19 protein-coding genes are annotated in these 21,089 nt (G+C 74.7%); 5 read left to right on the top strand and 14 right to left on the bottom strand.

From position 1 onward, the window contains the following. Positions 1–45 precede the first annotated feature (45 nt). The 5 genes from ACFWAR_RS21395 to ACFWAR_RS21375 form a co-directional block, all read right to left on the bottom strand. Positions 46–219 (bottom strand): hypothetical protein, encoded by a 174-nt coding sequence (locus ACFWAR_RS21395; protein WP_354380465.1) that lies wholly within the window; start codon positions 217–219, stop codon positions 46–48. Positions 220–272: 53 nt separating this feature from the next. Next, positions 273–2,339, bottom strand: coding sequence for a SpoIIE family protein phosphatase (locus ACFWAR_RS21390; protein ID WP_385779386.1), 2,067 nt, complete (start codon positions 2,337–2,339; stop codon positions 273–275). A gap of 12 nt (positions 2,340–2,351) precedes the next feature. Further along, entirely contained in the window at positions 2,352–2,582 is a 231-nt protein-coding gene (locus tag ACFWAR_RS21385) for a hypothetical protein (RefSeq protein WP_385779384.1), read from the bottom strand. A 12-nt stretch (positions 2,583–2,594) separates the two neighbouring features. Continuing rightward, the gene (locus ACFWAR_RS21380; protein ID WP_385779483.1) at positions 2,595–3,872 is read right to left on the bottom strand and encodes an NAD(P)-binding domain-containing protein; all 1,278 of its coding nucleotides are present in this window, start codon (positions 3,870–3,872) and stop codon (positions 2,595–2,597) included. Between the two features lie 137 nt (positions 3,873–4,009). After that, positions 4,010–5,437, bottom strand: coding sequence for an ATP-grasp domain-containing protein (locus tag ACFWAR_RS21375; RefSeq protein WP_385779382.1), 1,428 nt, complete (start codon positions 5,435–5,437; stop codon positions 4,010–4,012). A gap of 294 nt (positions 5,438–5,731) precedes the next feature. Between ACFWAR_RS21375 and ACFWAR_RS21370 the strand changes: the two genes are divergently transcribed. Then, the gene (locus tag ACFWAR_RS21370) at positions 5,732–7,399 is read left to right on the top strand and encodes a glycosyl hydrolase (RefSeq protein ID WP_385779380.1); all 1,668 of its coding nucleotides are present in this window, start codon (positions 5,732–5,734) and stop codon (positions 7,397–7,399) included. A gap of 32 nt (positions 7,400–7,431) precedes the next feature. Here ACFWAR_RS21370 and ACFWAR_RS21365 read toward each other — a convergent pair whose 3' ends face one another. From ACFWAR_RS21365 to ACFWAR_RS21325, 9 genes are all read right to left on the bottom strand, one after another. Beyond that, a complete protein-coding gene (locus ACFWAR_RS21365; protein WP_385779378.1) occupies positions 7,432–8,574 on the bottom strand; it encodes a GNAT family N-acetyltransferase in 1,143 nt (380 codons plus the stop codon). After that, the gene (locus tag ACFWAR_RS21360; protein ID WP_385779376.1) at positions 8,571–9,326 is read right to left on the bottom strand and encodes a lipopolysaccharide biosynthesis protein; all 756 of its coding nucleotides are present in this window, start codon (positions 9,324–9,326) and stop codon (positions 8,571–8,573) included. Before ACFWAR_RS21360 ends, ACFWAR_RS21365 begins: the two co-directional genes overlap by 4 nt. A gap of 8 nt (positions 9,327–9,334) precedes the next feature. Further along, a complete protein-coding gene (locus ACFWAR_RS21355; protein WP_385779374.1) occupies positions 9,335–10,576 on the bottom strand; it encodes a glycosyltransferase in 1,242 nt (413 codons plus the stop codon). Next, entirely contained in the window at positions 10,573–11,355 is a 783-nt protein-coding gene (locus ACFWAR_RS21350) for a polysaccharide deacetylase family protein (protein WP_385779372.1), read from the bottom strand. The genes ACFWAR_RS21355 and ACFWAR_RS21350 overlap by 4 nt, the downstream gene beginning before the upstream one ends. Continuing rightward, on the bottom strand, positions 11,345–13,300 hold the full coding sequence (murJ, locus tag ACFWAR_RS21345; RefSeq protein ID WP_385779370.1) for a murein biosynthesis integral membrane protein MurJ: 1,956 nt from the start codon (positions 13,298–13,300) through the stop codon (positions 11,345–11,347). Before murJ ends, ACFWAR_RS21350 begins: the two co-directional genes overlap by 11 nt. 113 nt (positions 13,301–13,413) lie before the next feature. Beyond that, positions 13,414–14,772 (bottom strand): O-antigen ligase family protein, encoded by a 1,359-nt coding sequence (locus ACFWAR_RS21340; RefSeq protein WP_385779368.1) that lies wholly within the window; start codon positions 14,770–14,772, stop codon positions 13,414–13,416. 2 nt (positions 14,773–14,774) lie between these two features. Next, the gene (locus ACFWAR_RS21335; protein WP_385779366.1) at positions 14,775–16,283 is read right to left on the bottom strand and encodes an exopolysaccharide biosynthesis polyprenyl glycosylphosphotransferase; all 1,509 of its coding nucleotides are present in this window, start codon (positions 16,281–16,283) and stop codon (positions 14,775–14,777) included. Further along, positions 16,280–17,467 carry a glycosyltransferase family 4 protein gene (locus tag ACFWAR_RS21330; RefSeq protein ID WP_385779364.1) on the bottom strand — a complete coding sequence of 396 codons (1,188 nt, stop codon included), beginning with the start codon at positions 17,465–17,467 and terminating at the stop codon, positions 16,280–16,282. Before ACFWAR_RS21330 ends, ACFWAR_RS21335 begins: the two co-directional genes overlap by 4 nt. Before the next feature lie 46 nt (positions 17,468–17,513). Then, positions 17,514–18,629 carry a DUF3344 domain-containing protein gene (locus tag ACFWAR_RS21325; RefSeq protein ID WP_385779362.1) on the bottom strand — a complete coding sequence of 372 codons (1,116 nt, stop codon included), beginning with the start codon at positions 18,627–18,629 and terminating at the stop codon, positions 17,514–17,516. 175 nt (positions 18,630–18,804) lie between these two features. On the opposite strand from ACFWAR_RS21325, the gene ACFWAR_RS21320 reads away from it, so the two are divergent. The 4 genes from ACFWAR_RS21320 to ACFWAR_RS21305 all read left to right on the top strand — a co-directional run. Further along, positions 18,805–19,059: a chaplin gene (locus ACFWAR_RS21320; protein ID WP_385779360.1), complete on the top strand. Its 255-nt coding sequence runs from the start codon at positions 18,805–18,807 to the stop codon at positions 19,057–19,059. 118 nt (positions 19,060–19,177) lie between these two features. Next, positions 19,178–19,588: a rodlin gene (locus ACFWAR_RS21315; RefSeq protein ID WP_385779358.1), complete on the top strand. Its 411-nt coding sequence runs from the start codon at positions 19,178–19,180 to the stop codon at positions 19,586–19,588. Positions 19,589–19,838: 250 nt separating this feature from the next. After that, positions 19,839–20,072 (top strand): chaplin, encoded by a 234-nt coding sequence (locus tag ACFWAR_RS21310; RefSeq protein WP_385779356.1) that lies wholly within the window; start codon positions 19,839–19,841, stop codon positions 20,070–20,072. Between the two features lie 121 nt (positions 20,073–20,193). Then, positions 20,194–21,089: chaplin (locus ACFWAR_RS21305; protein ID WP_385779354.1), on the top strand; the 896-nt coding region annotated here is incomplete at its 3' end.

The following is a 21,089-nucleotide window of genomic DNA, read 5'->3' as shown; positions in this document are numbered from 1 at the left end:
ACCCGCCGACCTCGCCCCGCGGGCCGATCCGCCCGGTAGCCGCCGCTACCGGCAGTCCGGCGCCGCGCCGGTCATCGACATGAAGGCCACCGACCGGCACGCGGGCGCCGCGTGCGCGCGGCCCGCCGTCCAGTCCAGGAGCCTCGGCACGCCCGCCGCGATCACCGCGAGCACCAGCGTCGCCAGCAGTACGAGCCCCCACGGCCGCATCCTTTCCATGACCGGATCATCACCCCGGTCGCGGTCCGCCACAACTCGACGTGACCGGATGTTCACCCCGGGTCACCAGGGGCGTCGAACTCGCACCACACGGCCTTGCCGTCGCCCCGGGACTCCACGCCCCAGTGCGTGGCCAGCGCGTCGACGAGCAGCAGCCCGCGCCCCGTGGTCGCCGCCTCCCCCGGCGTCCGCCTGCGCGGCCAGACGCTGGAGCGGTCCTTGACCCACAGCCGGATCCGCCGGACCGGCTCCGGCAGCACCTCCATCGTCAGCACCGCGCCCCCGTCGGTGTGCAGCAGGGCGTTGACCAGCAGCTCCCCCGCCGCGAGCTCCACGTCGTCGGCGAGTGCGGGCACCCCCCAGTCGCGCAGCGCCTGCCGCAGCGCGTAACGGGCCTCGGAGAGCCCCTCCGGGTCCGCCTGGTGGACGTACTGGTGGATCCGCGGCGCCCGGTGCGTCCCCGGGTCCGGAGCCCGGCGCAGCACCAGCAGGGCCACGTCGTCGCCCGAGCCCCAGCGCTCCCACAGCCGGTCCAGGAGGTGGTCGGCGAGCGCCCCCGATTCCTGGGGGCCGGTGCGCACCGCGTGCGCCAGCGCGTCCATCCCGGTGGTGATCGTCGCGCCGGGTTCCTCCACCAGGCCGTCGGTGCACAGCACGAGGGTCTCGCCGGGGACCAGGTCGAGGCGGGTCTCGGGGAAGTCCTCCTGCTCGAAGACGGAGGCCAGGCCCAGCGGCAGGCCGCCGCGCAGGTTCGGCCAACCGGTCCGCCCGTCGGTGTGCCGGATCAGCGGACCCAGATGCCCGGCGCGCACCGCCCGTACCCCGCCGGTCTCCAGGTCGACCTGGGCGTAGGTGCAGGTCGCGAAGCGTTCGGTGTCCAGCTCGGCCAGGAAGCGCGAGGCCCGCGCGAGGACCGTGGAGGGCGGGTGCCCCTCCCCCGCGTACGCCCGCAGGGCGATCCGCAGCTGGCCCATGATGGCCGCGGCGTGCGTGTCGTGGCCCTGGACGTCGCCGACGACGATGCCGACCCGGTCCCGGGGCAGCGCGATCACGTCGTACCAGTCCCCGCCGACCTCGCGGCCGCTCCAGGCGGAGTGGTAGCGGACCGCGATCTCGCCGCCGCTGATCTCGGGGATCCGCCGGGGCAGCATGGCGGCCTGGAGGCCGGTGGCGAACTCGCGCTCCTGGTCGAAGAGCAGCGCGCGCTGGAGCGACTGGGCGACGATGCCCGCCAGGCCCAGGGACAGGTTCTGCTCCTCGGGGCTGAACTCGGCGCGCCGCCGGTAGAAGAGCACGAGTCCGCCGATCGCCTTGGCCTGTGCGATCAGCGGGAGGTAGGCGGCGGCCTTGAACTGGATCCGGCCGAGGTAGGGCGCGAAGAGCGGGAACTCGGCCCCCAGCTCGTCCAGGTCCGTCACGAAGCGCGCCTTGCGGGTGAGGACCGTCTGCGAGAGCGGCAGCGATCCGTCCAACCGGGTGAACTTGCGCTCGCTGAGGATCTCCAGCGACTCCCCGCTCAGCGCGATGATCTTCATGGCGCCGTTCTCGACCAGCCCGAGCGCCAGGCCGTCCGCGCCGAGCCGCTCCAGCGCGCCCGCGCCGGTCAGGGTGGCGGTGACGTCGTCGACCGTCACGGCCCGCGACAGCGCCTCCGTGGTGCGCTGGACGATCGTGGCCTGTTTGGCCCGCGCCGACTCCAGCCGCCGCAGCAGCGTGGCGTGGGCCAGCTCGGCGGTCGCGTCCCGGACGATCCCGACGATCCGCCGGGGGCGTCCGTCGGGGTCGCGCAGCACCCGGCCCTGCGTGTGGGTCCACTGGTCGCGGCCGTCGCGCCGCTGCACCGTGAAGTACGAGCCGTACGTCTCCCCGCCGCCGTCCAGGGCCGCCAGGACCGCGTCCGCCAGGCGGGCGCTGTCATCGGCCGGGATCCGCACGCCCAGGCCCTCCGGAGTGTTGTCGAACTCCTCCGGCTCCAGGTCGAAGACGCCCATCCCGGCCGGGTCCAGCGCGAGGGTCCCGGCTCCCAGGTCCCACTCGAAGCTGCCCATGCCGTTCAGCGCGAGCCGGTCCGAGGCGCTGATCGCGCCCGGTTCCGGTGCGTCGTGCTCCGCCGCTGCCACGCGTCACACCACCTATCGGCCGGGCCAGCACGGCTGGGAGATCAGCCTCTCCCACTCTTCGTCAGGATGCCCCGGAAGGGTGCGCCCGGCCTCCCGCCAGCGCTTGACGAGGGAGAGGTAGATCGTCGGCTGGTCGGGGTGCGGGGCCTGCGGGGGCCCGCCGCGACGGGGCCCCGCGGACTGCTCCGCGCGGCTCGCGGGAATGCGCACCCAGCCCCGGCCCTGTGCTCTCTCCGGGCTCATCGCGGACCCCTCTCACACCGGATAGGTCTTCTGGCGCCCGGCGCCCTGGCCCCGCAGGGCTCCTCCGCCGCCACCGGATCGCGGCGGCCGGCCCTGGGCGCGCAGGCGCTTGTGGACTCCTGCCACCAGTCTCCCCGCCGTGAAGCCCGCGCCGTGCACGAATCGCATGGAAGGGCCGAACGAGGGAGCCGTGAGCAGCCCCGCGAAGAAGAGGCCCGGCCACGAGGACTCGAAGTGGGGGCCGAGCGCGGGCGTGCCCGCCTCCCCGACAGTGTCCACCGCCGTGCGCAGCCCCGCGTCCAGCAGCCCCAGCCGCCCCAGGCCCGGGCGGAAGCCGGTCGCGGCGATCACGTGGGCGACGTCCAGCACCACCGACTCGCCGGCGGCGGTGGTCAGCCCGAGCCGGGTGCGGGACCCGACCGGCACCGCCCGGTGCAGGGCGTGCCCCATCAGGGCGGGCACCCGACGCTCGAAGCGGTCCCGCAGCCACCAGGCCCCGGCCGGGCCCAGCTCGGTGGCCGCGATCCGCTCCCGGACGCCCGCGGGCAGCCGGCGCACCGCCCAGGGCAGCTCCGACCAGGCCCAGCTGCGCCAGCCCGTGCCCAGGCCGCTGTGCGGGTCGCGCAGGGCCCGCGGCAGCGGGCGCTCCAGCGGCTGCGGGAGGGTGTTCCAGCTCAGCCGGGCGCGGCGGGCGACCAGGCAGGGCCGGGCGCCGGCCTCGGCGAGCAGGGCCGCGGTCTCCAGCGCCGCCTGGCCCGCGCCGAGCACCGCGACCTCCTGACCGGCGAACCGGGTCAGGTCGCGGTGGTCGCTGCTGTGCGAGTAGTGGGTCGGGGGCAGCTCGCGCAGCGCGACCGGGTGGTTCACGAAGGGCATGACGCCCACCGCGAGGGCGACGGTCCGGGCCAGCAGCGGCTCGCCCTGCGCCGTGGTGATCCGGAACCCGCTGCCCTGCGGGGTGACGTCGGTGACCGTCACCTCCTCGACGGGCGGCGCCGCCTGCCGGGCGAACCAGAGCCCGTACTCGCTGAACGTCCGGATCGGCAGCGGAGTGCCGTGCTCCGCCGTCGTGCCGCGGGTGGCGCAGTAGTCGGCCAGGGTGTAGCGCCCGTCCGGGGCGGACAGGTTCGAGGACCAGGGCTCCGACTTGAGGTACATGCCGTCCGGCATGTGGTCCCGCCAGGAGGCCATCGGGCGGCCGAGCACCCGTACGTCGAGCCCGGCCGCGGCCGCGTGGGCGGCGACCGACAGCCCGTACGGTCCCGCGCCGACCACCACGAGATCCTCCATGCGCGTCACGGCTGTCCCTCCAGTCTCTTACCGGTGTCATGCGTCGTGTGGGCGGCCGGCCCCGGGGTCCGGGGCCGGGTGCGAGGGGGCGGGGCGACGACGGGGCGCGGGCCCCGGGTCGTCACCGGATCACCTGGTCACCGCGTCACCAACCCGTCGGGCTCGGCCGTTTCGGCCGTCTCCGCCGTTCCGGTCTGCTCCGCGGCGCCCGGGGGCGCGCCCGGGCCCTGCGCGTCGGGCGGGGCGGCGAGTTCGGGCCCGCCGCGCTGGCGGGGTGCGCGGGCCACGGCGCGCGCCGTGCGGCGCCCGCGCGCGGGGACACCGCTCAGCGTGTTCCACGCCCCGCGCGCCCCCTTCCCGGCGCCGCGCCCCAGGAAGGCCGCGACCATCGCGAGGAAGGGCAGCACGTCGTCGGCCGCGAACCAGGCCAGCTCGACGCGCCCGCGCTCGGCGACCGGCACGGCCCGCACCGGCCCGGGCCGGGCGACCCCACCGGCAACACCGGCAGCACCGGCAACACCAGACCCACCGGACCGGCCCGCCCCCGGCGCGGCCTCCTGCGCCGGGATCGTCGCGGCGGCGGCCGCGGCGGCCGGAGCCGGCGGCACGGTCGGCGTCGGCGCGGCCGACCCCCGCTGCGGCAGCGGCCCCCGCAGCCCCGCCAGCAGCGCGTAGTTCTCCGCGACGAAGACCCGCCCCGGACCGCCCACCGGCTCCGGTACCCGTTGCCCCGTCAGATCCAGGTAGAGCGCCTGTACGACGTCCAGCCCGGCCCCGTCGGTGAAGAGCCGGAACTGCGCGCCGGGCCGGGGGTTGAAGTCGACCAGCCGGAAGCACCCCCGCTCGTCCCGCCGGAAGTCCAGGTCGAGGATCCCCTGGTAGCCGAGCCGCCGCGCGAGCCGCAGCCCCGCCTCCTCCACCGCCGGGTCGGGCAACCAACGGCCCATCGCCGTCAGCCCCGTACGCACCGGCCACGACAGCTCCTTGCGCCCGGAGCCGACGAGCAGCGGGTGCCCGTCCCGGGTGAAGCAGCCGTGGAAGAACCAGTCCGTGTCGGGCCCGGCGGGCAGGAACCGCTGGAGCAGCAGCGGGCTGCCGGCCTCCGCGGAGCGCTCGTACAGCCCGCGCGCCTCGGCGGCGGTGTGCACCAGCGTGGTGCTGCGCAGGCCGTCGCCCGCGGGCAGCAGCCAGGGGCGGCTCCACTTGGCGACCACCGGCAGTCCGAGCCGCCAGGCGGCCTCGGCCGCCTCGGCCCCGCTCGCCGGGATCACCGTCTCCGGGTGCGGGATCTCCCAGCGCGCGCAGAGCCGCGAGAGCTCCGCCTTGTCGGCCACCCGGGCGGGCAGGCCGTCGGGCTGATGGGGGATCCGGAAACGCCCTTCGAGCATCGGTGCGATCCGGGACACCGCGATGGCGCTCAGGTCGTCCATGGCGATGAGCACCGCGGGACGGCCGATCCGCTCCGCGACACCGGTCAGACACTCCAGCAGTTCCTCGGGGCGTTCGGGGTCGAGCCCGCCGGACGGACCGGGGTGCGCCGCGCGCAAGTAGCGCGAGCGACCCATGGGACCTCCCCCGGTCTCGACGACGGCATGGACCTCCACGCCCCTGCGCCCAAGGGATCTGACGGCGCCGAGGGTTCCGTGGTGGAACGGATTCCGATCGAGTCTGAGCAGAACAGCGGGCACATGGCTGGCGAACGCGTGCATGGAAACGGTGTCTTTCACCTAGTCGGACCAAGCGGAGAGAGTGCGCAGCTGCGAATGGCCTACGCTGCGGCCACCGGACAGGCCATTCGTCAGATGTGATGCCTAACGTCTTTGGTAAGCACACCGATTCGGGGAAGCTCGGGAGACGCCATGTCCAGACCACACCGCAGATTGGTGAGCACCTGCGTCGGTACGGTCACGGCCGGACTGCTCGCCACCGGCGCCGCGCTCGCGGCACCTGAGAAGGACGACGGCAGGACCGGCACCGACATCGCGATGGGCGCCTATCTCGACTACGGCCCGTCGGGCGTGGCGCGGATCCCGTTCCTGTCGCACTGGCTGGGCGGCAAGGAGATCCGGGTCGGGCACACCTACCTGCCCGGCGACCGCTGGTCCAACATCGAGGGCACCGACTTCCTGGAGGACTGGGCCACCTGGCGCCGGGCCGACAAGGACCGGATGTTCGTCCTCAACGTGCCCATGCAGGAGCGCAACGAGGGCCGGATCCCCGACTACCAGGTGGCGCGGCTGATCCGCGCGGGCGCGGACGGCGACTTCGACGGGCACTTCAAGAAGCTCGCCGAGCGGCTCGTGTCCCTCGGCGTGCCGGACACGGTGGTCGTGCTCGGCTGGGAGATGAACGGCACCACCTACACCCACCGCTGCGGGCCCGACCCGGAGCGCTGGAAGGCGTACTGGAAGCGCATCGTGACCGCGATGCGCTCGGTGCCCGGCCAGGAGTTCCGGTTCGACTTCGCGCCGAACCGCGGCACGGACGCCATCGGCTGGACCAAGTGCTACCCCGGTGACGACGTCGTCGACATCATCGGGATGGACTCCTACGACCAGGGGCCCGGCACCACCTTCGACGACCAGGTGAGCCAGCCGTACGGGCTCCAGCAGCACGTCGACTTCGCGAAGGCACACGGCAAGCGGATCTCCTACCCGGAGTGGGGGCTCTTCCGGCGCGGGGACAATCCGGAGTACGTGCGGCGCATGCTGGCGTGGATCGAGCAGCAGAAGCCGATCTACCACACCATCACGGACTACTGCCCGCACGGCGTGTGGCAGTGCAAGCAGAACCCGCGCTCCTCGCGGGTGTTCCGCGACGCGCTGACCACCAGGCCGAACCCGCTGCCGACGCCCGTGATCCCGACGCCGGTCATCCCGACGCCCGTGATCCCGACGCCGGTGATCCCGACCCCGGTCGTGCCCACGCCGGCCGTCCCGACCCCGCAGCTGCCCACGCCCCAGGTTCCGAGCCCGGCCGTGCCCTCGCCCGAGGTCCCGAGCCCGGTCGCGCCCAGCCCCGAAGCGCCGGTCGTTCCCTCGCCCGTCGTCCCGTCGCCCGTCGTTCCCTCGCCCGAGGCGCCCAGCCCCTTCCCGGAGCCGTCGCCCCTGGTCCCCTCGCCGGTCGCACCCAGCCCCGAAGCCCCGAGCCCGATCGCGCCCAGCCCGGTCGCACCCAGCCCGGAAGCCCCGAGCCCGGTCGCGCCCAGCCCGGTCGCACCCAGCCCCGAGGCTCCGAGCCCGGTCGCGCCCAGCCCCGTCGCACCCAGCCCCGAGGCCCCGGTCGTGGTCCCGCTGCCGCAGTCGCCGTCCCCGTCCCCGTCCCCGGTCGTGCCGCTGCCCGAGGTGCCCTCGCCCGCTCCGGTGCCCACGCCGGTCACACCCCCGGTGGCCCCCAAGCCGCCGGTCGCCCCGAAGGAATGGTGCGTCCCGCTCAACTTCGGCGAGTGGCTGTCCAAGCTCGTCGGCAAGCAGTCGGTCTGCGTCAAGATCGACCTGGGCGAGGACAGCAACTGGTGGCCGTTCTAGCCGCGGCCGCGGCCACGGCAACGGGACCGGCGTCACCGGACGCGTAGTTCGTTCAGCCGCGCCCGCCAGTCCCGGGCCGCCGGCAGGGACTCGCGCAGCGCCTCCACCGCCCGCTCGCGCCCCGTCAGCTGCGACTCGTGCAGTCGCAGCAGGGGCGCGAGCGCGGCCGTGGCCAGCAGGAACCGCTGGTTGACCACGACTTCGGGACGCCAGTGGTTCTTGTACGGTTCGGACCCGCGCAGGAAGCTGACCACCGGCCGGCCCTCCGCGAGCGCCCGCCCCGCCTCGTGGCGCAGCAGCAGGGTCGCCACGTCCACCTTCTTGTCCCGCAGACCCGGGTCGGCCCCGTACAGGTAGCCCCCGCTCAGCCCCGCCGACAGCAGCGTGACGTTCGCGGCCACCACCTTGCCCTCCAGCCGGAACTCGGTCAGCCTGCCCTCTCCGCCGCGCACCATCCGCCGGGTGGCCCGGGTCAGGTGCTCGGCGAAGCGGGGCCTGAGGTGTTCGGGGGTGACCCCGCGGCCGCGCCACTGCTTCTCGTGCAGCCGCAGCAAGGTGCGCACCGCGCGCGGCACCTCCTCCTCGGTGACCTCGCGCTCCTCGATGCCCGCCGCGTCGGTCTTGCGGAGCTTGGCGCGCACCCGCTGGGCGCCCGCCTTCGGCATCCGCTTGACCAGCTCGTCGAAGGGCAGGACGGGCAGCTCCATGCAGGTGGAGTCGGCCAGCCGGGTACGGGCGCCGGGCCAGTGCCCGTAGAGCCGCTCGGCCGCGGCGCCGGGCCGCACCTCGCGCAGGTCGACCACCGCGCCGCGGGCGGCCCGGTGCAGGCCGCGCGCGAGCGCGGGGACGACCTCGTCGGCGCACCGGGCGTCGGCCAGCACGTCGAAGTAGTCGGTGATGCCCCCGCCGAGCGGCACGAGCAGCGGCAGCGGCCGGTGGACGAGCATCAGCGCGGCCGCGCCGACGAGTTCGTCCCCGCTGCGGACCAGGAGGACGCGCAACCGCCCCTCCCGGCCGTAGGACAGCCACCAGGAGTGCAGCCAGGCATGGCTCTGGAAGGGGGTGGCGGTGGGGCAGCTGCGCACGAGCCGGTTCCACGGCTCCTCCAGCGCGGCGAACTGCCGGGGGTCGCGGCACAGCGTCACCGACAGGGCCCCGGTGGAGCCCGCGCTCAACGCACCGGCTCCTTCTCCTTCGCGGAGGCGGTGGCGTCGGCGGCCTCGCCCTGGGCGGGCAGCGAGGTCACGTAGCCGGACTCGGCGGGTCCGGCGACGGCCGCCGCGGCCTCGTCGGTACGACGCCTGCGGCCGGGCCTGGCCAGCAGCCACAGCCCGCCGATCAGCCCGCCCGCGCACAGCCCGACGGCTCCGCTGAGCGGGGCGGACGGCGAGGCGGGGTCGCTGGGGGCGACGGCCTGGTTGAAGAGGAGCAGCTGCACGCCGGTGTTCTTCGCGGCCTGGTTGCTGCTCAGGGACAGCGCGTCGGCCACCGCGTTGGCGATGTCGGCGGCTCCGGAGGCGGTCCGCGAGGTGCCGGTGATCGCGATCATCGGGGACTCGGGGGAGGTCTCGGCGCGGACCTGCGCGCGCAGCTGCGCGACGCCGAGGCCCGCGCGCGGCTGGGCGTAGGCGAGGGTGGAGCTGCTGGTGGCGATGCGGGCGTAGGCCTGGGCGAAGCCGAGGGCGGTCGCCGGTTCGGTGGTGTCGTTCGGGACGGCGACGACGTAGCTGGTGGCGGCGTACTCGGGGGCCTTCAGCACCCCGTACGCCCCGCCCGCGGCCAGGCCCAGCACGGCGCATGCGGGCAGCGGCCACCAGACGGGCAGCGGCCGCAGCCGTCCTGCCACGCGGTGCCCCCGCCGCCCGCGGGGCGCCGGGTCCTTCTCCGGCGTGCGGTCGGACTTCTTGTGGTCGGGGGTCTCGGCCATGTGCGTGCTCACTTCCTCGTGGAGGGGAGTTCGGTTCCCGGTGCCCGCGGTGTGCGGTTCCGGTGGTTCGTGTCGACCGGGTCGCCGGCCCGCGCGACCGGCCCGGCGGGGGCCGGCAGCCGGGCGGGGCCGAGGGCCCGCGCGTAGACGTGCAGGAGCTGTTCGGCGCTGCGCGCGATGTCGTAGCGGCGGACCACCGGCGGCGGCGGCAGCCGCCGGGCACCGGCCTCCATGTGGCCGCGCAGGGCCGCGAGCAGTTCCTCCTGCCCGGGGCCGATCCGGCGCGCGCCGGGGGCCTGCGTCGCGGGCAGGTCGTCGATCGCCGGGCAGGTGACGTGCAGCACGGGCAGCCCGGCGGCCAGCGCCTCGACCACCGCCAGCCCGAAGGCCTCCTCCCGCGAGGGCGAGACGAAGACGTCCATGGCCGCGAGCAGCGCCGGGATCCCGGGGGTGCGCCCGTCGCCGCTGTCGCCGAGCGGGTCGCGCTCGCCGAGCAGGTGGATCCGGTGCTGGGCGCCGAGTTCGGCGGCGAGCAGCCGCAGCGCGGGCCGTTCGGGCCCGTCCCCGGCGAGCAGCAGGTGCGCGCCGGGGAGCGCCGCCACCGCGCGCACCAGGACGTCGAAGCGCTTGCCCGGTACGAGCCGACCGACCCCGCCGACCACGAACGCCCGCTCCGGCAGGCCGGTCCGGCCGCGGGTGGCGCGGCGCACCGATTCGTCGAAGCGGAAGCGGACCGCCTCGATCCCGTTCGGTACGACGTGCACGCGGGCCGCGGGGACCCCCCAGCCCTCCAGCCGCGCCGCCACCGTGTCCGAGACGGCGACCGTCGCCGCGCCGAGCTTCTCGCTCGCCAGGTACAGGGCCCGTACCCCGCCCGAGAGCGGGCGGCCCTCGATCTCACCGGCGCCCAGGGAGTGTTCGGTGGCCACCGTCGCGGCGACCCCGGCGATCTTGGCGGCGAGCCGCCCGTACACGCAGGCCCGGTAGAGGTGGGTGTGCACCAGGTCGTACTCGCCGCGCCGGATGAACTTCACCAGGCGCGGCAGGGCCCCCAGGTCGCGGTTGCCGCGCATGCCGAGGTTGACCACGCGGACCCCGTCCGCCCGCAGCCCCTCCGCGACGGGCCCGGGGTTGGTGAGGGTCAGTACGTCGCACCGCATCGGCAGGTGCCGCAGCAGCAGCCGCAGTTGCTGTTCGGCGCCGCCGACGCCGAGCCCGGTGATGATGTGGAGCGCCTTGAGCGTCTTCACCGTCGCACCGCCCGGCGCACTTCGGCGACCTGGTGGCGCAGCCGCTTGATCCGCAGTCGGGCCGCGCCGTCCGCCTGGCTGACGTGGGTGCGGGGCAGGGCGTGCGGGCCGGCGAGCGCCCCGGGGTCGATGGCGCACGCGTAGCCGTAGCCGGCCGCCCGGGTCGCCTCGACGACCCGGGCGTCGAGGGATCCGTACGGGTAGCAGAATCCTTCGGGCAGGGTGCCGGTCAGCTCCCGCAGCAGTTCGCGGCTGCCGCGCAGCTCCTGCTGGAGGACGTCGTCGGGTACGTCGGTCAGGTGCTGGTGGAGCAGCCCGTGCGAGCCGATCTCCTGGCCCGCCTCGGCGACCGCGCGGATCCCCTCGGCGCTCAGCAGCGGCTTGCGCGGGCCCAGCGGGTCCCACACGTTGTCCACGCCGAGCCGCCCGGGCAGCACGAACAGGGTGGCGGTGCAGCCGTGCCGCTGGAGCAGCGGCAGGGCCCGCGTGAGGAAGTCGGTGTAGCCGTCGTCGAAGCTCAGGCCGACCAGTCCGGCGGCCCGGCCGTGCGCGCGGGCCCGCAGCAGCTCGCCGACGGAGACCCCGCGCAGGCCGCGCGAGCGCAGCCAGGCGAGCTGGGCCGCCAGCGCGCCGGGGGTGACGGTGATGCCGTAGGGGTCCTCGGCGGGGTCGGTGAACTCCGCCACCGAGTGGTACATGAGGACCCACGGCGAGCCGTGGGCTGCCTTGCGGGCGGGGGCCGCCGCGGCGGTGGGCGCCGTGTCGGTGTCAGCGGACATGACGGAACCTCTGGGTGATCAGGGCGGGCAGGGCGGTGATTTCGAGCGCCCGTATGGCCATGCCGGAGGCTCCGAACATGGCCGGGACCAGCAGCGCGCCGAGCGCGGCGCTGAGCAGGGGGTCCGGGATGAGCGGACCCGCGATCCAGCCGGTGCCGCAGGCCGCGGCGGCCGCGACGGCGAGCCGGCCGATGCTGGTGGCGACCCGGCGGACCTGGATCGCGACGATCCGCGAGCCGAGGCCGGTGAGGAGCAGGGCCGCGGTGGTGGAGATGCCCGCGGCGTTGGCGGCGGCGATCCCGTAGGTCCCCCACCAGCCGACCGCGAAGGCCCCGGCGACGATGTTGACGAGGAGTCCGGCGCCCATCGCGAGCGCCGGGAACCAGGTGGGCCGGGCGGTCGAGAAGAAGGGCCGGCTCAGCGCCCCGACGAGGCAGTGGCCGAGGAGTCCGAGGCCGTAGACCCGCATGACGGAGGCGGTGGCGAGGGTGTCCTGGTGGGTGAAGGCGCCGCGTTCGAAGAGGACCTGGATGATCTGGGGCGCGTAGCCGATGACGAGCGCGGTGCCCATCAGGACGGCGAGGGAGGCGAGCGCGAGGTCCTGCTCGACGCGGCGGCGGGCCTTCTCGCGCTCGCCTCCGGCCATGGCCTGGGCGACCACCGGGAAGGTGACCGTGCAGATCATCAGCGAGAGCACCATCGGCATCTGCGCGACCTTCTGCGCGTAGTTCAGGTGCGAGATGGCGCCGGGCGGCAGGGAGGCGGCCAGGAACCGCTCGACGAGGACCTGGGACTGGCGGAACACCGCGAAGAAGATGACCGGGGCGATCACGCCGAAGGCGATCAGGGTGGGCCGGTCGCGGCCCTGTTGGCGGCGGCTGGCGCCCTTGGCGCGGGGCGGTCCGAAGCCGACGTGGCGGATGAAGGCGGGCAGTTGGACGAGGACCATGAGGCACCCGCCGACGGCGACGCCCGCGGCGGCCGCCCGCACCCCCCACACCGCGTGCAGGGCCAGCATCCCGCCGATGATCCCGACGTTGTAGGCGACGTAGATCGCGGCCGGGGGCACGAAGGAGCGGTGGGCGCGCAGCGCGGCGCTGAAGTAGCCCGCGATGCCGAAGGAGAGCACGGTGAGCGCGGTCAGCCGGGTGCACTGGATGGCGAGTTCGGGATCCGGCAGCCCGGGGGCGAGCACGGCGACGACGAGCGGCGCGGCGACGACGAGCACGCAGGCCACGGCGGCCAGCAGGACGGCGAGCCGCGGCAGGGTCGCCCCGACCAGCAGCCTCACGGGGTCCTGGGCGCGGGCCTGCTTGCGGGTCAGCCCGGACCGGCTGGCCGCGCGCCGGGCCAGGGCGTGGCTGAAGGCGGGCACCATGAGCAGGGCCATGGCGTCCTCGATCAGCAGGGTCGAGGCCATCTCCGGGACGGTCCAGGAGATCAGGAAGGCGTCGCTGTCGTGCCCGGCGCCGAAGAGGTGCGCGATGGTCTGGTCCCGGAACAGCCCGAAGGCGGCCCCGGCGGCGGTGAGTCCGGCGGTGACGGCCGCGGCCTTGGCGAGGAAGCGCCCGAGCGGGGCGTCCGCGCCGGGATCGCCGTCGTCCGGCCCGCCCGGTCGCGCGGCGGGTCCGGCGGGCCGGCCCGCCGGGCGGTGCGCGTCCGGTGCGACGGGGCCGTCCGCCGGCGGCTCGGCCTCGCGTACGGCCGTACGGCGCGCCGCGGGCCGGGCCGGGGCGCCCGCGCGGACGAGACCGGCGGGGGCCAGGGCGGCGGGGGCCAGAGCGGTGGGGGCCAGAGCGGCGGGGACGTGGGCGACCGGTGCGAGACCGGGCTGCGGGGGCCGCAGGCCCGTGTTGGGGCCGGTGCCGAGGATGTGCCCGCGGCCCGGACCGGGGCCCGGCTCGGGGGCGCGGACCGGGGCGGGGGCCCCGGGAGGGAGCGCCACCGGCGCCTGCTCCTCCCCCGGGGCGCGGGTTCCGGCGGGAACGTGGGCGGGGCCCGCCCCGGCCACAGGGGCGGGAGCGGGCCTCCGGGCGCCCGTCGCGGGCGTCGTATCGGTCACGCGGCGGCCGCGCGGTCCACGGCGCCGTCAGCGGTCGGGGACGGGAGCGCCCACCACGCGGCCAGGCCGATGATCACTCCGGTGAGGACGGTGGAGGGGCCGCCGATGTCGGCGTACAGGAAGTCGGTCAGCTGCCAGACGAAGAGTCCGACCGCGACCAGCCCGCAGTCCCTGATCCGGCGGGCGGCCGGGTCCGGGGCCAGCACCCGCCGCACCCCGGCGACCAGCAGCGCCGCCCAGCCGCCCGCGAGCGCGGTCAGCCCGATCAGCCCCTGCTCGCTGAGGACCAGCAGGTACATGTTGTGCGGGGAGAGCAGCGGCTGGCGGATGAAGGCCTGACCGGCGCCGGCCGTGTCGCTCCCCGAGGACAGCCCCAGCGAGGAGTGGCTGTCGCGGTTGGCGGGGAAGCCCTTGAGGCCGACCCCGGCGGCCGGGCGCTCGCGCCACATGGACTCGGCGGCGGCCCACATCGTGTAGCGGTCGGTCACCGACTGGTCGGGGGCGCTGGAGACCTGGGTGATGGAGCTGAGCCGCTCGGAGATCATCTCGGAGCCGAAGCCGAGACCGCCGACCAGCACCACCGCGGCCGCGCCGAGCGCCACGATCACCTTCAACGCCCGCCGCACCCCGGCCATCAGCATCACGACGAGCCCGGCGCCGACAGTCGCGATCCACGCGCCGCGGCTGAAGGAGAGCCCGAGCGGGACGAGCAGGGCCAGCGCCGAGACGGTGGCCGCGCGCCGGACCCGGTGCGCGAGCGTGGGGGTCAGCGCGGCGGCGGTGGCGATGATCAGCCCGTACGCCACCACGGTGGCCATGCCCATGACGTCGCCGGGGCCGAAGGTGCCCACCGCCCGGATATCGGCGCCCTGGTAGGAGGCCCCGGTGTGGGTGGCGAACTGGACGACGCCCACCGCGCCCTGGACCAGCGCCAGCGCGACGAAGCAGCCCCCGGCGAGCCGGAACTCCCGCGCGTCGCGCAACAACAGCACCACGGCGGCCGGGACCAGCACGAACACCTGGAGGTAGCGCACGAAGCCGGGCAGCGCCGCGTAGGGATCGGCGGCGGTCACGGTGGCGACGGCCAGCCCGGCGGCGGGCATCCCGAGCAGGAAGGCGCCGAGCGCGCTCAGCCGACGCGTCTGCCCGCGCAGGGCCTGCACCGCGCAGCAGAACACCAGCAGCAGGGAGGCCGCGTCGGCCGGGGTGACCTTGCCGGAGGCGGTCGCGTCCCCCGCGGGCAGCGGGGCGCACAGCAGCAGGACGGTCGCGGCGAGCGGCAGCAGCGGCCAGTGCCGGCGCAGGGCGCCGGGGAGATCGAGGCGGATCGGGGGTGAGGCGTGGGCGGTGCTCATGCTCAGCTGCCTCCCAGCCGGAAGCGGAAGAAGGAGGCCGCGGTGCGGGCCAGGATCCACAGGTCCTGCCAGAGCGACCAGGTGTCGATGTAGTGGTTGTCGAAGCGGGCCCGGTCCTCGATGGAGGTGTCCCCGCGCAGTCCGTTGATCTGGGCCAGGCCGGTGATGCCGACGGGCATCCGGTGGCGGGCCTCGTAACCGGGGTGGACGCTGGCGAACTTGGCGACGAAGAAGGGCCGTTCCGGGCGCGGCCCGACCAGGCTCATGTCACCGCGCAGCACGTTCCACAGCTGGGGCAGCTCGTCGAGCGAGGACTTGCGCAGGAAGGAGCCGACGGGCCCCATCCGGTTGTCGTTGGCGACGGTCCAGCGGGTGGCGGACTCGTGTTCGTCCGCCGGGCGCAGGGTGCGGAACTTCAGCAGCGTGAAGGGGCGCCCGTACAGGCCCACGCGCTCCTGACGGAAGATCACCCCCGGTCCGTCGCTGAGCCGTACGGCCAGCGCGCACGCGCCCATGACGGGCGCCGCGGCGCAGAGCGCGAGCGCGGCGAGGGTGGAGTCGATGATCCGCTTGCCGAAGCGCTCCAGGGTGCGGGCCGGACGCGGCAGCATCGGCTGCACGGCGTAGCCCCACAGGTGGTCCGCGGGCTGCGCCACCCGCATGCCGGTGACCTTGGCGGTACCGGCCGGGTCGGCGAGCCACAGGCGGCAGCCGTGGTCGTGGAAGAGCCGCACCAGCGAGGCGGTGCGCTCGTCGGCCTCCGGCGGCCGGGTGAAGACCGCGTGGCGCACGGAGTTCTGGATGACCGCGCGCCGGATGTCCTCGTGCGTGGCCAGCAGCGGCAGACCGGATCCGGTGAGGTCGTCGGCGCCACCGGCGGTGTCGGCGAGCCCCACCGGGCGCAGCCCGTACTCGGGGCGCCCCTGGAGGGCCGCGGCCACCGCGCCCGCCCCGGCGCCGGGGCCGACGACCAGGGCCGAGCGGGGGGCGCGTACGGCCGTGCGCCGGCGGATCTGGTTGACCAGCCCGCGCCCCGCGCAGGCGAGGAGGAAGTGCAGGCAGACGCAGGCGAGCAGGAGGTTCCAGCCGAGGGCCCGGTGCGGCGCCACGGCGGCCGCGACGGCGGCCACCCCGCACCACAGCACCGCCGCCCGGCTGGCCAGCGTGGGCAGTTCGAGCAGCGCCGAGGGGGCCAGCCGGGGCCGGTAGAGCCCGGCCTGGGCGTGCAGCGCGGCCGTGAGGAGGGCGATCGGGGCGGCCGCCTGCCCCGGCAGGCCCAGCCCGGGCAGGGCGGTCGTGGTGAGCACGGCGGCCAGCGCGTCGACCGTCAGCAGCGGGCCGATCCCGTCGCGGCGGCGGACCCGCTGCGGCCGCAGGACAGGCCGGGCCTGTTCGGCCTTGGGGCCGCGGGGCGGGTGGATGGCGGCCGTGGAGCGCCGGACCGCGGTGGTGCCCGCGGGCCCCGTACCGCTCTGCCCGGTGGGCCGGGCGTGTGCGCTGTCCATCGTCATCGGCTGATGCGCTCCTGGTTCAAGGGCCGGGGCCTGCCCAGCAGTTCGTGGTACAGGCCGGTGACCGCGTCCGTGGTCCGCCGCACGTCGAACTCGGTCCGCGCGTGCTGCTGCGCCCGCTCGCCCAACTCGGCGAGCAGCCGCGGTTCTGCCAGCAACCGGGCGAGCGCCTTCGCCAGCGCCGTCGGGTCCTCCGGCGGCACCAGGCACGAGCCGCCCTGGCCTGGCGGCAGGCTCTCCCGGGCGCCGCTCACGTCGGAGACCAGGACCGGGCGACCACAGGCCATGGCTTCGAGCGGGGCGAGCGCCATCCCTTCCCACCGCGACGGAAGTACAACGAGATCGGCGGCCCGAAGCCACGGTCGGATGTCGGCGGCGGCTCCGGCGAAGTGCACACCGGGGGGTGCGGTGCGGCGCAGCCGTTCGGCGTCGGGGCCGTCGCCGACCAGGACCAGGCGCGCCCCGGCGACCGTGCCGAGCAGCTCGGGCCAGGCGCGCAGCAGCACGTCCTGGCCCTTCTGTTGGCAGATCCTGCCGACGCAGACGGCGAGCGGCCCCCCGTCCGCGAAGCCGGCGGGCAGCGGGAGCAGCGCACGGGCCTCCTTCTTGTCCCGGTCCTGGGAGGCGCGGTCGGCGCCGCCCCGGCCGCCGGGGCGGAAGTGGTCGAGGTCCACGCCGTTGCGGATCACGGACCAGCGCGCGGTGATGCCCGCCGACTCGCCCGCGCGCCGTTCGGCCTCGCTGACGCAGAGCACGCGGTCGGTCCACCGGGCACCGAAGCGCTCCCAGCGCAGGGCGAGCGCTCCGGTGGCTCCGCCGGCCGCGTCGAAGGACCAGGCGTGCGGCTGGAAGACGGTGGGCAGCGCGCCGCGCACGGCGAGCCGCCCGGCCAGTCCCGCCTTGGCGCTGTGGGCGTGCAGCAGGTCGGGGCGGACCCGGCGGACCAGCCGGGCCGCACCGGCGACCTCGGCGGCGAGCCCGGGGCCGGGGGATCGCCCGGCCCGCCAGGCGAGCACCTCGGCCCCGGCTTCCCGGGCGCCGTCGGCGAGCTGTCCGCCGCCGGGGCAGCCGACGACGACGCGCAGGCCCGCGGCGGTCTGGGCGCGGACGAGGTCGATGACCACCCGCGCGACACCGCCCTCCACGGGCTGGACGAGATGGAAGACGGTCACATGTTCTGACACATGCTCCGGCAGTTTTTCTGACGGCACGTGGAGCGGTCTCCTGCGATCAGCGGCGCGCGTCTGTCTGAACGAAGAGCACACCGAGGAAATGACCCTGGTTTTCGCCCGTGAACCTGAAGGTCAGATTGCGGGCACCACCGGACAGGGCGGGACTCAGGTCGAACACGTCCGCGTCATATCCGAGATTATTCATATTTTCCGGCTGTCGTACTGACGCGGAATGCCCGAAATCGGTGATGGTCGAATTCATCACGTCGTTGAACGGGTTTTCTCCGTCGCTCAGGTTCAACCGCCGACCGCTGTCCGCGGTCACTGTGAGCGAGTCCCCGAGGACCCCGCGGTCCCCGTCGTAGCCCACCACCCCGACCCGGCCCGACGCCCCGACGGGCGCGTCCAGACCGGACACCTCCACCGTCTCGGCGGCCTGCGCACCGGCCCCGGCCCGCAGCTCCTCGAAGCCGTCCCACACCGCGACCCGACGCAGCGGCTCCTGCGGCTGCTCGTAGGCCGCGACCAGCGTCCAGCCGCCCCACGCGCCCACCGGGGAGTTCCCCATGGCGATGTTCAGCTGGGCCACCGTCCACATGCCGGCGCCGCCCTTGCGGATCATCGGGGTGACGTCGGCGGAGGCCTGGTAGGCGTCGCTGCCCGCGTCGGAACGGTGTCCGATCACGGTGTCCGCCAGCACTTCCTTGTACGCGCCGCCCGGTTCGGCGACGAGCACCCGACCGCTGTCCTCCGGCGGCTTCTGCTCCCCCACGCGCAGGTTCCCGCCCCAGTACAGGCGGGCGTACGCGATCTTCGCCCCCTTGGGGATCTTCAGCTCGGCGCGGGTGGAGTTGTAGGTGTCGGGGTCCTTGTCGACCTCGCTGTAGAACATCTCGAAGTCGCTGTTCACCCCGGCGGCGCCGCGCTTGACCTCCTCGCACGACTCGGCCTGCGGGGACTCCTCCTGGCGGCAGCTGATGCCGGCGTTGGAGGCCCGCGCGAGGCCGCCGTGCAGCTCGGCCTGATAACGCTGGGTGAAGGGGATACGGGCCTTTTCCCGTTGCGCCGGAGCCTTCGGGGGCGAGCCCGCGGCACCTGCCGCAGAAACGTTCACCGAAAGTGCGAGGCAGGACAGCAGGGCGAGCGAACCGAGGATTCTGCGGGAGGAACCCATGACCCTGTCTCCATTTTCGATCAAGGGGACAAAACAGGACTGAACTTTGTCAGAAATCAAGCTGGAAATCACGCCGGACTCGCGCGTACGGCCTTTTGGGCGATACCACGCACCCTCGCGGATGGCACGTCGTTATGGGGGTGCACCATTGTTCGAACCGAAAGGGATAACGGGGATGAAGAAGAGGCTGATGCGCGGCACCACGCTGGCGGTCGCGGGCGCTGCGATGCTGATGGGCGGCGCGGGCCTCGCCTCCGCGCACGGTGGCGACGGCGCTTCCGCCCACGGCGTGACCGAGGGCTCCCCGGGCGTGCTCAGCGGCAACCTGCTCCAGGTGCCGGTCGACGTTCCGGTGAACGTCTGCGGCAACACCGCGAACCTGGTCGCCCTGCTGAACCCGGCTTTCGGCACCACCTGTGTGAACGCCTGACCGTCAACCGTGCCGCCCGAAACGTCGGCATCCGAGTGAAGCCACGCAACCCCTACCGGGGCGGGGCCGTTGTTCCGGGTGCTCCTGTACCGGGCAATCTTGCAGAAAAGGGACGATTGTGATCAAGAAGATGATGGCCACCGCGGCTGTTGCCGCCTCCGTGGTGGGCATGGGTGCGGCCATGGCCCCGCAGGCGATGGCTATCGGGAACGACAACGGCGTCAACACCACCAACGGCAACAACTCGGCGCAGATCTACGGCAACCAGGCCACCTACGGCAACATGAGCCCGCAGATGGCCCTGGTCCAGGGCTCGCTCAACAAGCCCTGCATCGCCCTGCCGGCCAAGGCCAACGTGCAGTCGGTGCTGGCCCTGGTGAACGTCGGCGTCCAGGACATCCCGGTCCTGTCCAACCCGATGAACCAGCAGTGCACCGAGAACTCCACCCAGGCCAAGGGCGACGAGCCGCTCTCGCACATCCTGGACAACATCCCGGTCCTCTCGGGCAACGCCTCCAGCGGCAGCTGATCGCAGGACGCACGGTCGGGGCCGCCGCACCTTCGGGTCGCGGCGGCCCCGCCTTGTATCCGGCCGGCGGGAATGGCGTGACATATCCCGCGCATTTCCGCCGATCCGGAACACCATCGGCATCGGGGTGAATTCGATCCGACCCGGTGGACTGCACCGAGTTTCCCGGATCTCGCGGTTTCTTTTCCCTGGACCACTCGTTGTTATTCATGCAGTGGATACGCCTCTGCGGGAAAGGATCGAAATTCTCATGACGTACAAGAAGGCAATCGTGCTGGCCGCCGGCGTTCTGATGGCCGTTGGTGCCGCCGCCCCCGCCATGGCGGACGCGAACGCCGACGGCAAGGCCGTCGGTTCCCCCGGCGTCCTGTCCGGCAACGTGCTCCAGGTGCCGGTCCACGTCCCGGTCAACGTCTGCGGCAACACCGTCAACGTGATCGCGCTGCTCAACCCGGCCTTCGGCTCCACCTGCGTCAACGCCTGACGAAGCGCTTGAGCCCGCAAGGGCAGACCTCCTCGGGGTGGCCTCGGAGTGCACGGCGGTGCACTCCGAGGCCACCTTCGATTCAGCACCGGCGGCCCCGCCGGTAGACAGGGAAGGACCCATGCGACAGGTACTGAGCCGAAAGGTACTGGGCAAGGGAGTGCTCACGGCCGCGGCCGCGTCGAGCCTGCTGTCGATCGCGACGGGTGCGGCCTACGCACACACCGGCGCCGGCGCCGAGGCCGCGCACTCGCCGGGCGTGCTCGCCGGGAACAGCGTCTCGGTACCGATCACGTTCTCGCCGAACGTCTGCGGCAACAGCGTGGATGCCGGAGCCGGGCTGAACCCGGCCATGGGCGGCACCTGCGTGACCACCGACGGCGGCGGCCACGCCGACCACTCCGACCGTGCCGAGTACGAGCGCTACCTCAGCCCGGAGCACGCGGCGGCCTTCGAGCGCTACCTCGACGAGCGCGAGCACGGCGCCGTGCACGAGCCCCGGCGCGAGCCCGAGCGGCACGACGAGCGCGCGGGCAGCGGCCGGCACCGGATGCCGGACCAGCGCGGCCAGGAGCACGGGCAGGACCGCCACGAGGGCGCCCACCAGGGCGGCTACGGCGACGGACCCGACGAGGACTGCGACGAGCACCCCCGGGCCACCCCGCCCCCGGCGGCCCACCACGCACCCCCCGCGCCCCGCCCCGCGCACGCCAAGCCGAAGCCGGTCCCCGCCCCCCACGCGGCTCCCCCGGCCCACCACGCGGCGCCCGCGCCGAAGCCGAAGCCCGCTCCGGTCCACCACGCGGCCCCGGCGCCGAAGCCGAAGCCCGCCCCGGTGCACCACGAGGCCCCCGAGCCCCGGCCGCAGCAGCACGGCAGCCAGTTCGGCGAGCACCCGGCGGCCCCCGCCCCGGCTCCGGCTCCGGCCGCGGCCCCCGCCCCCCCCGCCCCCCCCCCGCCATCACCCCCAGCCCCGGCATGCCCCCCGAACTCGGCGACCTCCCCGGGGGCTGCGCC

This window comes from Streptomyces sp. NPDC059917, from assembly GCF_042730635.1.
Taxonomy (GTDB): domain Bacteria; phylum Actinomycetota; class Actinomycetes; order Streptomycetales; family Streptomycetaceae; genus Streptomyces.
This window is presented reverse-complemented; position numbering and strand designations above follow the sequence as displayed.

Bases quoted from the DNA above. Each gene is read 5' to 3' on its own strand.
- ACFWAR_RS21340 (WP_385779368.1), bottom strand. From the start codon at position 14,772: ATGAGCACCGCCCACGCCTCACCCCCGATCCGCCTCGATCTCCCCGGC.
- ACFWAR_RS21385 (WP_385779384.1), bottom strand. From the start codon at position 2,582: ATGAGCCCGGAGAGAGCACAGGGCCGGGGCTGGGTGCGCATTCCCGCG.
- ACFWAR_RS21320 (WP_385779360.1), top strand. From the start codon at position 18,805: ATGAAGAAGAGGCTGATGCGCGGCACCACGCTGGCGGTCGCGGGCGCT.
- ACFWAR_RS21395 (WP_354380465.1), bottom strand. From the start codon at position 219: ATGGAAAGGATGCGGCCGTGGGGGCTCGTACTGCTGGCGACGCTGGTG.
- ACFWAR_RS21370 (WP_385779380.1), top strand. From the start codon at position 5,732: ATGTCCAGACCACACCGCAGATTGGTGAGCACCTGCGTCGGTACGGTC.
- ACFWAR_RS21350 (WP_385779372.1), bottom strand. From the start codon at position 11,355: ATGTCCGCTGACACCGACACGGCGCCCACCGCCGCGGCGGCCCCCGCC.
- ACFWAR_RS21375 (WP_385779382.1), bottom strand. From the start codon at position 5,437: ATGGGTCGCTCGCGCTACTTGCGCGCGGCGCACCCCGGTCCGTCCGGC.
- ACFWAR_RS21360 (WP_385779376.1), bottom strand. From the start codon at position 9,326: ATGGCCGAGACCCCCGACCACAAGAAGTCCGACCGCACGCCGGAGAAG.
- ACFWAR_RS21380 (WP_385779483.1), bottom strand. From the start codon at position 3,872: ATGGAGGATCTCGTGGTGGTCGGCGCGGGACCGTACGGGCTGTCGGTC.
- ACFWAR_RS21310 (WP_385779356.1), top strand. From the start codon at position 19,839: ATGACGTACAAGAAGGCAATCGTGCTGGCCGCCGGCGTTCTGATGGCC.
- ACFWAR_RS21335 (WP_385779366.1), bottom strand. From the start codon at position 16,283: ATGACGATGGACAGCGCACACGCCCGGCCCACCGGGCAGAGCGGTACG.
- ACFWAR_RS21325 (WP_385779362.1), bottom strand. From the start codon at position 18,629: ATGGGTTCCTCCCGCAGAATCCTCGGTTCGCTCGCCCTGCTGTCCTGC.